The 12,197-nt window shown below is 46.0% G+C and carries 8 protein-coding genes; 6 read left to right on the top strand and 2 right to left on the bottom strand.

All coding sequences use genetic code 11. The features are described from left to right. Positions 1 to 12 precede the first annotated feature (12 nt). Together ACXAFI_RS09555 and ACXAFI_RS09550 are read left to right on the top strand one after the other, a co-directional pair. Complete coding sequence (locus ACXAFI_RS09555; protein ID WP_475108631.1) at positions 13 to 1,263, top strand: efflux RND transporter periplasmic adaptor subunit; 1,251 nt, start codon at positions 13 to 15, stop codon at positions 1,261 to 1,263. Positions 1,264 to 1,276: 13 nt separating this feature from the next. Beyond that, entirely contained in the window at positions 1,277 to 4,423 is a 3,147-nt protein-coding gene (locus ACXAFI_RS09550) for an efflux RND transporter permease subunit (RefSeq protein ID WP_475108630.1), read from the top strand. 395 nt (positions 4,424 to 4,818) lie between these two features. On the opposite strand, the gene ACXAFI_RS09545 is transcribed toward ACXAFI_RS09550, so the two are convergent. Beyond that, entirely contained in the window at positions 4,819 to 5,358 is a 540-nt protein-coding gene (locus ACXAFI_RS09545) for a hypothetical protein (protein ID WP_475108629.1), read from the bottom strand. A gap of 13 nt (positions 5,359 to 5,371) precedes the next feature. Beyond that, positions 5,372 to 7,675 (bottom strand): S8 family serine peptidase, encoded by a 2,304-nt coding sequence (locus ACXAFI_RS09540; RefSeq protein ID WP_475108628.1) that lies wholly within the window; start codon positions 7,673 to 7,675, stop codon positions 5,372 to 5,374. A 555-nt stretch (positions 7,676 to 8,230) separates the two neighbouring features. Here ACXAFI_RS09540 and ACXAFI_RS09535 point away from each other — a divergent pair. From ACXAFI_RS09535 to ACXAFI_RS09520, 4 genes are all read left to right on the top strand, one after another. Then, positions 8,231 to 8,371 (top strand): DUF1428 family protein, encoded by a 141-nt coding sequence (locus ACXAFI_RS09535; protein WP_475108627.1) that lies wholly within the window; start codon positions 8,231 to 8,233, stop codon positions 8,369 to 8,371. A 330-nt stretch (positions 8,372 to 8,701) separates the two neighbouring features. Beyond that, positions 8,702 to 9,508, top strand: a complete 807-nt coding sequence (locus ACXAFI_RS09530) for a matrix metalloproteinase-11 (protein ID WP_475108626.1) — start codon at positions 8,702 to 8,704, stop codon at positions 9,506 to 9,508. A gap of 386 nt (positions 9,509 to 9,894) precedes the next feature. After that, positions 9,895 to 11,214 carry a S8/S53 family peptidase gene (locus tag ACXAFI_RS09525; RefSeq protein ID WP_475108625.1) on the top strand — a complete coding sequence of 440 codons (1,320 nt, stop codon included), beginning with the start codon at positions 9,895 to 9,897 and terminating at the stop codon, positions 11,212 to 11,214. A 139-nt stretch (positions 11,215 to 11,353) separates the two neighbouring features. Beyond that, positions 11,354 to 12,127, top strand: coding sequence for a penicillin-binding transpeptidase domain-containing protein (locus ACXAFI_RS09520; protein ID WP_475108624.1), 774 nt, complete (start codon positions 11,354 to 11,356; stop codon positions 12,125 to 12,127). The last annotated feature ends 70 nt before the right edge of the window (positions 12,128 to 12,197 follow it).

Genomic DNA, 12,197 nt, shown 5'->3' with positions numbered 1-12,197 from the left:
TTGGTTGGAATTATGAATAAATTAGTAGAAGCAATTCAGCGGGTTACTTTTTCGCTGTCCCTTCTTTTCCTGGGGCTTTTTATCGCGAGTCAGGCCTATGCAGGGGGGGATCATGGTGCACATTCCGGTGAGGAAGATTCCCATATTGAACAGGGCCCGAACGGTGGCCGTTTACTCGAAAAAGATGCTTTAACAGTAGAGCTGCTTATTTATGAAAACGGCGCGCAATCGGAATTTCGAGCCTGGATTAATCGTGATGGTAAATTACTCAACAACGCCCGACTCTCGGTGACAGTGGAAAGACTCGGTGGGGATGTAGAGCAAGTTCCTTTTACCTGGGAATCCAGTACCGGGTATTACCGCGGCGAAGGCACAGTGATGGAACCCCATTCTTTCGATGTCGTAGTCTCTGTTTTGTATAACGGTAAGCGTAGTGAGTGGGAATATGAGTCCCACGAAGGACGCGTACAAATCTCAGCACAGATGGCGAAAAAAGCCGGAATTGAAACAGCGGTCGCTGGCCCCGGAATTATTAAAGAAAGTGTGACCCTCTATGGCAAAACCGCGATTGATCACCGCAGTATCAGTCATGTGCGGGCACGCTACCCGGGAACTGTAGTCACTATTGAAAAAGCGCTGGGTGACTTAGTAGAAAAAGGGGAGAAGCTCGCAACCATTGAATCCAATGACAGTCTGCAAACCTATCCCTTGGTCGCTCCTATCAATGGGCAGATCATCGATAAGCAGACCAGCCGTGGCGAATTCAGCGGTGAGCGAGTGTTGTTCACCATCGCCAACTACACCCAGTTGTGGGCTGAACTGCAGGTATTCCCAACCCGCCGCGGTCAGATCAGTCGGGGCCAAAAGGTTTCCATTGTCGCTGGGGACCGCACTTTCGATTCAACCATTACCAGTCTCGCTCCTGGGGGTAACGGCCAGCCCTTTGCGATAGCTAGAGCGGCTATCGAAAATCCCAACGATCTCTGGACTACAGATCTTATGGTGCAAGGGCAGGTGGTCACCAGTGAAAACCCTGTGCCTCTTGTGGTGGAAAACCGGGCTCTGCAACCATTTCGCGATTGGACGGTGGTGTTTATCAAGGTGGGGGATACCTATGAGATCCGTCCGCTGAAACTGGGACGTAGCGATGGCAGAGTGACCGAAGTGCTGAGTGGCCTCAAGGTGGGTGATCGTTATGTCACTGAGAATAGCTACCTGATCAAAGCGGATATCGAAAAATCCGGCGCCGCCCATAGCCACTAAGAGGGGCCAGAAGATGATTGAAAGCATCCTGCGCTTCTCTATTGAGCGGCGCTACTTTGTGCTGTCCCTGATCTTTGTATTGGTGGGGCTGGGTGTCTGGAGTTATCAGAAACTCCCGATCGACGCAGTCCCCGATATCACCAATGTACAGGTACAGATTAATACCGAGGCTCCCGGCTATTCCCCTTTAGAGGCTGAACAGCGGATTACCTACCCAGTCGAGGCTGCACTCGCCGGCTTACCCGATCTGGAATATACCCGCTCCCTTTCCCGCTATGGACTTTCCCAGGTAACGGCGGTTTTTAAGGAGGGCACAGACCTCTATTTTGCCCGCAATTTAATCAATAGCCGGCTCGGCGCCATTAAGAGCAATCTACCACCGGAGTTGGAACCGGAAATGGGTCCTATCGCTACCGGGCTCGGTGAGATCTTTATGTATACGGTGGAGGCTCTGCCCGGTGCTATCCAGGCGAACGGGCAGCCTTACGATGCCACAGCCTTGCGGGAAATCCAGGACTGGATCATCAAGCCGCAATTGGCTCTGGTGCCAGGCGTGACGGAAGTGAATACCATCGGTGGCTACAACAAGCAGTATCACGTAACCCCAGACCCGCGGCAGATGCTCAACTTCAGCGTATCCATGGAAGATATTGCCGAAGCCCTACGTCGCAATAACGAGAGTCGCGGTGCCGGCTATCTGGAGAATAACGGTCGCCAACTTTTGGTCCGCTCACCGGGACAGCTGCGAAATATCGCTGAAATCGAAGATGTCGTTATTACCAGTCGCGCCGGTGTGCCAGTAAAAATCTCTGACGTGGCCGAAGTGGCTATCGGCAAAGAGTTACGTACTGGTGCTGCTACTCGCGACGGTGAAGAGACTGTATTGGGTACGGCCATGATGCTGGTGGGGAAAAATTCCCGCGAAGTTGCCCGCGATGTGGCGGAGGCATTGGAGCAGGTGAAATCCACCGTGCCTGAAGGTATCAAGGTAGAGGCGGTTTACGATCGCACCACCCTGGTAGATAAAGCCATAGCTACCGTGCAGAAAAATCTTATCGAAGGTGCTCTGCTGGTGATCGCGGTGTTGTTCCTTTTATTGGGGAATATTCGCGCAGCCTTTATTACCGCAGCGGTAATTCCGCTTTCCATGCTCGCTACCTTTTTCGGTATGGTGCAAACTGGTGTCTCAGCAAACCTAATGAGTCTCGGTGCCCTCGACTTCGGCTTGATTGTCGATGGGGCCGTGATAATCGTGGAGAATGCGATTCGTCGACTTGCCGAAGCACAGCACCGCAAGGGGGGCAAACTACCTCTGCATGAGCGTTTGGAGTTGGTATTCCAGGCGACCAACGAAGTGATTCGCCCAAGCTTGTTTGGTGTGCTGATTATTACTGTGGTGTATATCCCTTTGTTCACGCTTACCGGTGTGGAAGGCAAGATGTTCCACCCCATGGCCGCCACTGTGGTGATGGCCCTGCTGGCCGCGCTGGTGCTTTCATTGACTGTTGTTCCAGCAGCGGTAGCTGTTTTCCTCACTGGCAAAATCAGTGAGAAAGAAAACAAGGTGATCGTCGCCACCAAATCCCTATATAAACCACTGTTGATCGCAGCTATGAAGGTACGTTGGCTGGTGCTTTCCGGGGCGCTAGCACTGGTACTGTTCTGTAGCTGGCTTGCGACTACTTTGGGCTCCGAATTTATTCCGCAGCTTAATGAGGGGGACATAGCACTACACGCCTTGCGAATTCCCGGTACAGGCTTAGAGCAATCGGTGGAAATGCAGCGATTGTTGGAGCAGCGTATTAAGGAGTTTCCCCAGGTCGATAAAGTATTCGCGAAAATTGGTACACCTGAAGTGGCGACAGATCCAATGCCGCCGAATGTGGCCGATAATTTTGTGATTCTGAAACCCAGGGACCAATGGCCCGATTCGAAACTGCCACAGGAACAATTGGTGGCAGAAATCGAGGAGGCCGTACGACAATTGCCAGGTAATAACTACGAGTTTACCCAGCCAATCCAGATGCGCTTTAACGAACTGATTTCTGGGGTACGCGCCGACCTGGGTATCAAGGTGTTCGGCGATGATTTGGATCAGCTGGTCGCTTCTTCCAATGAAATCTTAAGCGTATTAAATGGAATTGAAGGGGTTGCCGATGCGAGAGCAGAGCAGGTGGAGGGCCTTCCTGTGCTTTCCGTTGTGCCCAAGCGCATTGCGCTCGCCCGTTACGGTATCGACCTGCAAACCCTGCAGGATCTGGTCTCCACCGCTATTGGGGGGGAAGAGGCTGGATTGATTTATGAAGGTGATCGCCGCTTCCAGCTGGTGGTACGCCTGCCAGAGGGGTTGCGCAGGGACTACGAAAATCTCGGCGACCTGCCTATTCCTTTACCTGCTGACAGCCAGCTGGGTAGCTACGTCCCCCTATCAGAAGTGGCGAGTCTGGAAATGGCACCGGCCCCGAACCAGATCAGCCGGGAAAATGGCAAGCGCCGCGTGGTGGTAACAGCCAATGTACGCGACCGTGATTTGGGGTCATTCGTTGAAGAGGCGAAGGCACGCATCGAACAACAGGTTTCCCTGCCCGCAGGTTACTGGTTGGCTTATGGCGGTACCTTCGAACAGTTGGAATCCGCCAGTACTCGCCTGTCCATCGTGGTACCGCTAACGCTGTTGGTAATCCTCGGTTTACTGGTCATGGCCTTTGGTTCTTTTAAGGATGCTCTGATTATCTTTACTGGCGTTCCTTTGGCCCTGACTGGGGGTGTTTTGGCCCTGTGGTTGCGGGGTATGCCCTTGTCGATTTCCGCGGGTGTAGGCTTTATCGCGCTTTCCGGTGTGGCGGTGTTAAACGGCCTGGTGATGCTCTCTTTTATCCGCCAACTGCGCCAGCAGGGCGGTGAGCTAATCACTTCAATCATCGACGGCGCCATGATCCGCCTGCGCCCGGTGTTGATGACGGCATTGGTGGCCAGTCTCGGCTTTGTACCTATGGCATTGAACGTTGGTACAGGGGCTGAAGTGCAGAGACCCCTTGCCACAGTAGTGATTGGGGGAATTATTTCTTCGACATTGTTGACGTTATTTGTATTGCCGCTGCTGTATCAGATAGTGCATGGAAGAGAAGAGGCTAATAGGGACACTACAATAGCCGAATAAACTGACCAGCTTACTCATACTATCTCAGGGAGTTAGGGTTAGTATGAGTAGGGCTCTTATTGCAAACCATGCGAAAGTTTACAAATGCGTCTCCACTCTGTCTGGCCTAAGTATACTGGCGCTACGGTGCTTTGAATCGCAGATGATTTTTTAATAGTCATAGTTTTCAGCACAAATTACGCCACATCTGAAATTTTGAGTATCCAACCACACTTAAGAATTTCAAAATGACTCTAAGTAACTGGAAGTTGAAACTGCTTGTAGGGGTGTTCTTGGGAGCTGCTTGGTTCACATCCTTGGTCCCAGACATTAGCGGTTGTCCATAATTGAAAAGGCATCACTTATAGTGATGCCTTTTTTATGTGATAAAACTTACCTATATAGATTAATTTTATCTACTGTGCTTTGTGCATGGTCTCAGTAACTTCAACCCGACTTTCAATGGTCAAGCCAGATTGTTTTATTGCATTGAAAGCTTCTAACAAGTCATTACCTTCTTTAACTTTCAGGATGGCAATGTCAGTGCCAGGAAATACAGATAATACTTCCATGCCAGTTGCTTCAGCTACTTCAGACGCATTAACATTTTTACTTAATAAAATTGTTATATTGCCAGTTAAAGTCGTTAGTTCATTGGTTATTGTGTTTCGTACAATCGTTCCTTTGCCGACTACATCCTCTGCAGAAGCATTATCGATATTTACAATGGCCATTTGGCCTTTTGTTGCAACAATTTGCTCTGGTGAGGCAATTGAAGAAGGAATTTTTTTCAGCGATCGTTCAATTTTAAAGATACCAAACTCAGCGCCCTCTCTTACTGGTGTGACCTTAATGCCTTCGCTCTCTGGGTCAAACTTTTTTTCAATTTCATTTGCTTGTGTCATGCCAGATAAACACATTACAGCAGTTAAGATTATTAATTTATTTAGCTTCATTGTATTACCCTTCTTATTGCGCTGCGCGCCCGAACGCTCTTAGTGATACACCCTCAAGGACGCTCTCCACAGGGTTGTTTATCATGCCTGTCGCTTCCGGTAGTCCTGGTACGTAAGCTGGGCTTTTAAATTCTATGTTTGTTTCTCCGGTATCTAATGCCTTAATAGTCCAGGTCCCCTTAGCATTTTCACCATAAAATGCATTGGAGAGAAATACCGCATCACTCAAGATATAATTCATACGCCATCCATCGGCAAAACTGTAGGCAGCAGTCAGTAATGCCTGCTTAGAGGATAGTAGAACGCTTCTAGTGCCTGAAGGAGAGACTACTTCAATCGCTAAATCGTTACCGGCAGAGCTTAATAGGCTGTCATTTAAAATAGAGCCCATATGATCATTACGAACATCAAACTCGAACTGCATAGCTTCAATGACAATATCTTCTGCCACTTCGATTTGTCGGACCACACCCGTGGCATCGTTGTCTGGAATGACTGCCTGCATGGCTTCTTCACCAGCAGTTGAGCCTAGACCTTGCCATTCGGTGATAATTTGCTCGCCTAGACTTTCTGAGTAATCTAAGGCCATAGCAACAGCGGCGCCTGCATTGACTCGGCCAAAGCCATATAGGTTGTTGAAGCGATAACCAGCGGCGTTTTCAACCCAGCCATCATGAGCAATAAAAGAGCCTTCCCCAATTGTTAGTTCAACTTTTTCGTTATCACTGTCAATTACTGTACTTGTTGAGGCTAAAATGTGTCGAACATCACGCCAAGTCAATTTTGGATTTGCAGATAGGATCAGAGACACAACACCTGATGCATTCGGAGCTGCTGAAGAAGTGCCATTGAAGGTTGATGTATAGTTACAGCTTACATTCTCTGGGTGGCCTGGGTAGTTGAATGGGTATTGGCTAGCTGCAATATCTTCGCCATAGGCGTCGCTCCAAGCACTAATTGATCCACCATTGAAGCCGGAGTAACCATTAATACAGGTCATTTGGTCTGTTGTGACCATAGCGGGAGCCCAACGGCCATACTCACCAGCAGGTGCTGAAACCATTACACCTGCACCAGCAGTTGAGTAGCTTGTATGTTTGCCGTTTGCGTTAACCGCAGCAACAGTCAAGTAGTATGGGTGCCCTTGGCTAGGCTCAAACGCCGAATTATAACACGTTAGGCCTAAATCATGGGCACCATTATCAGCACATAAAGAACTTTCATAGCCGCTGTTTGAGTATTTAAAATCATTGCCGCTAGATTTGATATTTAAGGCGCCTTTGCCGCCTCGAAGATTAAGGTTAGGGTAAGATTCTATAGCTTCATCTAAAGCAGAGTACGCAAAGAAAATAGGATAAGTTCTGCCGTAGCTACGGTTGAATGCTGAAATCTCTTCGTTTGTAGAGATACCACTTCCAGGAAACCCATGCACAAATAGTTCACTTTGCTCTATTCTGTCTGCACCTAAATAGTTCATGCCTATCAGCCCTGTATCCGGGGCTACACCACGGCTACCAATATTATTCCAGCCCTTGGCTGCAATTAAGCCAGCTACACTAGTACCATGATCTCCGCTATTGGACAGGCTGGTTGGGTCCGTCCTGTCAGTTGCCAATTGGTCTAAATTGAGGGAGCGGTTGGCCAAAACATTGTCTATCAAGTCTTCATGGCGAATTTCTAAACCAGAATCCACAACAACAGCTGTCACACCTGCACCAGTCACACCTTGAGTATATGCAGCTGCAACATTCATATCCTCACCAGCAACAAGTTCTCCGCCTTCAGCCTCTATAAGCTTTTTAGCAGCTTCCTCGGCAGTTAATCTACCTGCATCGACTTCCCCTTGCGCCATACCATCGCTGAGTGCGTAAGCTTTTTGGCCTGTATTGCGGAGGTGCCATTGCTGATAAGCTAGTGGGTCATTTGCAACATTTACAATTTTAATTGTCGCAGAGGCGGAAGCACCATTTGCTGTTACTGTATAAGTAATAGAGGCTTCTTGTCCTGAGATAGAGGTATACTCGAATTTGTCGCCTTTTAATGCTAGCTGCCCATGACTAAATGTATAAATACCATCTACGGGATTAATGGTTTCGTTATTTTCTGAAAAACTATACGTTAAAACATCACCATTTTGATCTCTACCTAGTAATGCACCAGATACAGAAATCCACTGCTTTGCTCCATCTATAGTTACATCGGCAGCAGTTGGCGGAATATCAGCAGGGGCAGATGAACTCTTATTGTTATCACAGCCTGATATTGCTAACAAAAACGCTGTTTGAATTACAGTAAGTCGAAACACTTTTTTAGTCATTAAAATTCCCCATTATCCCCATTATATAAGTTGCGGGTTTTGGCATTATAAACCACCTCATCTCTGTTTAGCTAACGAAATCATAACAGCCTAAAGCAGTTACCTGACTTTTGGCGATGTTGTGACGATCTATTTTTTCTTGGTGCAATAATGAACAGCTCTATCAACGATTAAGCTGCTCCGAAATTTGTTTTGAGCCATGATGTTAGTGGTTGATCGATAATATATGTTTCAAAAGGCTTATAAATTTATGGAGGTTAGTGGGTAGACAATTTTGCTGTGGTTTCTAAAGAGAAAAATAGAAGGGTGATAAGGCCTTAGTCGAATCGCTAATCATGAGAGATTAGCTGTACACCAAGAGCCTGACGAAGGCTCTGTAAAACAATGGGGATAAATTTCTAAAAAAAATGATTATTTTGTTATTTTTGTGCTCGCCATAAAATGGAAATTAATAAATAGATTGCAGTAAATAGACTGAGCTATCTGATATTGGAGTACCACAAGATTTTGGAAACCGGAGGATGATGTTCCTGATGGTGAAGTTACCTCCTTCCTATGGCTATAAAATGTACGGAGAATGAAACTGTTGCATTTTCGTGGACAATTTGGCCTTCAAAAGAGATTCGTGATGCTGGCTGGCAAGCTTTTATGGATGCATCTAAGAATGCAGTCAGAGGAAAACTCAATGCCGTTTGATGGCAAGCGACTTAATCTATGGTGGCTTTAGTGTCATCCTTGATCTATAGAGATATAAAAAGAAGAGATATAGATACAATGCTATAAGAGATTCAACGCTATAAGTGGCACAAATGTATATATGTACTGGCTCATACATTTGCATTGCCGATCTTTAATTGTGTTAACTGCTTTTGGCTTAGTAATGAGAATAGTGTCATGGCATAGATAATGAGGTTTTAATTATGTCACGAAAGGATTCTGCTGCAAGAGACCACGCATATCCCCTCGATTTATCCAATATGAATTATCTTCTAGTTATGGTTCTTTCATACATGTTGGTGGATAACAGTGTCAACAGAAAATGGTAGCTATGTAAAGGAAACGCTCCACCTGGAGCTTAAGTCAAAAAAAGAATGTGATTCTTGCGCTGTGCCCTTAGTTCATAAGTATGGTGACAATAAGATCTGCGTCACTGATAAAGTTGGATATTCTGCTGTAGAGAATAGATCCCCATTGGATTTGGTGTTACACAGTGGGGAGGGATACATTCCCCTTTGGAAAGAGGCTGTAACTCTAAGGTGGAAGTTTGATGAAGAATCTTTGCGGTATTTTAAAAACCCAGATGAAGTAAAAGACTATATTCGAGTTCTACTTGGAGAGGCCCTGTTAAAGTGGGGCGATGCTTCTCCGGTGAAATTTAACGAGAACCCAAATGTTTGGGACTTTAAAATCAGAGTGGAGCCTGTAGAAAATTGTAGTGTGGCAGGTTGTACATTAGCGCGCGCCTTTTTTCCTAATCCGGGGCGTAATGAACTGGTGCTCTTTCCCACCATGTTTGAACAAAGCTGGAAAGAGCAGGTTGATACTATGATTCACGAACTGGGCCATATATTTGGGCTAAGGCATTTCTTTGCTGATTTGAAAGAGGAAGCTTGGCCCAGTGTGATCTATGGTGTGCATAAGCCGTTCTCCATCATGAACTATGGTGAAAATAGTGAACTCACTGAGGCTGATAAGAATGACTTGAAAGCTCTTTATGATTTAGCCTGGTCTAAACAACTTACTGAAATTGATGGGACACAAATTAGATTTGTTAAACCTTATCATGAGGCTATCGAACAGATACCTGTTTCTCTTGAAGTTTCAATTGGGTGATTTCTACGGTGCTCGAAAGTTGGTGAGTTAATGAGCCTAACTATTACGACAGAGGGTTTGTCTTTAATATCCCATTCCTGTTGATCCAAGAACGCTTGGTTTTATGTGTGGATTGATTCAGCTCATTATTTTCAATCGTATAGCTGAGATCTATGCTTCGACAATGAGTGTTTAAGGTAATGCATGGTGAGGCTCCTTCACTGTCGAAGGTTAAACGAAAGTATCAAAGATTTTAATCGGCATATTGCCTTTGAGCACGTTCCATGATCCTATTTATTTCTACTAAGAGACATCGCTGTGAAAAGCGATAGCCATTCTGTAAAGCTCTTAGTGATTGGTTGTTAAAGCTAGTACCCAAAATAAATTTCAATAAAAAGGAAGATGTTTTGAATAAAATAGTATTTGTGGTATTGCTGATTGTATTTAGCGTAAAGGTCCTTGCATCAGATCCCAACGTAGATCAGGCCAGGAGTTCATTGCAGGTGATTAAGGAGCTGACTCCATGGCCTTGGGAAGAGCCTGTTACTCCAATTCTGGATGATTATCTGGCTGCTGAGTTTGACCAATATCAGGGACGCGCGAAGTCGCTCTATATGGTCGATGAGCTAAAAATGCATAAGTGGGGGCAGTCAATTACTGAATTTACGGTGCTCGCGGAGCTTTTGTACACCTTTCAGTCAGAGGACTACCAAGAGGAAAATAGGTTGGCTTTTGAATCCGCTCTCGCAGATTTGGATCTGTTTAGACAGGAGCTTAATGACTTACTGTATCCCTATGTGCCCGGTTATAACCTTAAACAACACAATCTAGTTAGGCACTTTGATGGGGAGGGTATTGTTATTGGGGTGTTTGATTTGTTTGATCCTGTCCGTTTGCAGGAGCAACGTGAGCAGAACCCTAATATCGAAGCTGAAGTTCAGTTTGGTGATCCGATCACTTTCCTGCATGGCAATACTGTCATTGATATTATCCTCGATATTGCACCTAAGGCCACCATTGTGCCCATAAGCACCGAGAGCAAGACGTACAATGAAGCCATGGCTTATATGCGCAGTCGCGATGATATCAGTGTGATTAATATGAGCCGGGCCTTTCATATCACCAATGATCAGTTAGATCCAGAGTTTTCAGGCCATCTCTCACATATCTTACAGTCCAAAATTTTTACCAAATCGATTGGGAACACGGGTACGGATTTGAACGGTGAGAATACCGATGTACGTAAACGCCTCGGTCTTCCACCTTTGGGAAGTTTCTTTACTTATGATTTGGAACTGATTAAAGCTTTCTCGCTGCAAAACCAAGGCATGCCGGGGAATCAAAACCTGATGTTTGCGATCAACTTGCAGCCATTTTCCGATGAGGTGTCTCTCACCGCTACAGTTCCTGGCTATAACGAGTTGGCGATTAACCGAAGCTTTGCCATCTCAGGTGATGCAGTCTACTCGGCTTCTAGTCAAAATTTTGAATCTGGTAGCTCTTTTGCAGCTCCACAATTGGCTGCTGTTAGTGCGCTGCTATTGGATGCGGCAGACCACTATGGCTACTCAAGGGGTGAGGCCGTACCAGTGGTTGTGCAGGCTCTTCAGGGCACAGCAAGGCACTCTCACTTGGGTGCTAATAATACTGGGCTGGGTTTTGTCGATGCTCATAAAGCTCTTGTAGAGCTGATACGGTCTAGTAGAGGACCCAAGTATATCCACTAGCGGATTAATATGACGGCATAATCGTGTACTAAACCGTGCGTGCTTTTGAAATGAAGACGGGTGAGAATGCGGCAGGATCGTTTATGATTGCTACCCTGAGCAGAGGGTCTTTTCAATCTACATCTTTGGGAAGTTTAACTTGAAAGTAATCGTGTTCTTCGCTCTTTTTGTGAGCAGTCTTGCCTGGTCTTCAGAAGATATCAAATGTGGCAAATCATGCACATTTGTTCTTAAGAATCACAAAGAGGCCTCCTACTCAGTTGTCAATGAAAGTAGGGCAGATGTCAGGCTTACCCCTTTCTCAACCTTCAAGGTGCCGAATACCCTGATTGCTTTGGATGCCGGAGTGGTTCGCAGTCTTGTTCAAGAATTAACCTATGATCACTTGAAGTATCCAGCGCAAAGATGGTGGCCCAGTATTTGGTATGACAAGCCACTCCCCATCCGGGCGGCATTCCAAAATTCCGCAGTGCCTATTTACCGTCAGTTAGCCATTCAAGTTGGCGAGGAGCGGATGAACCAATATTTGAGCAAGTTCGATTATGGAAATAAAGATATTTCCTCGGGTTTGGATAAATTTTGGCTAAATGGCAGCTTAAAGATATCGGCTAAAGAGCAAGTCGACTTCTTGCAAAAGTTATTTTCCGGTTCATTGCCTGTTTCTAAAGAGACATTGTCTCTATTTAAAGCAGTGATGTTGGTAGAGGAAACAGATTCTTACAAACTCTATGCGAAGACCGGGGGTGGGCAAATTTCCAATAATTTCGCTTTAGGCTGGTATGTTGGGGTAGTAGAAACTGAAAACAATATGTATTTCTTTGCTGCGAATATAGATGGTAAGAGCTTTGCAGAAATACAGACGAAGCGCATTAGATTCGCCCGGCAGCATTTGGCCAGGCTTGGGGCCATTTAGTTTTCTTAAGGGTTTCTTTTAGTTTTCTTAGTTCCAGAGTAGATAATTGGCCAGTCACAACAAGTGCCAG

The sequence above is a fragment of the Microbulbifer sp. ABH2_005 genome (assembly GCF_056160005.1).
The sequence above is the reverse complement of the archived record's forward strand: the minus strand, read 5'-3'. Positions and strand labels throughout refer to the sequence as shown.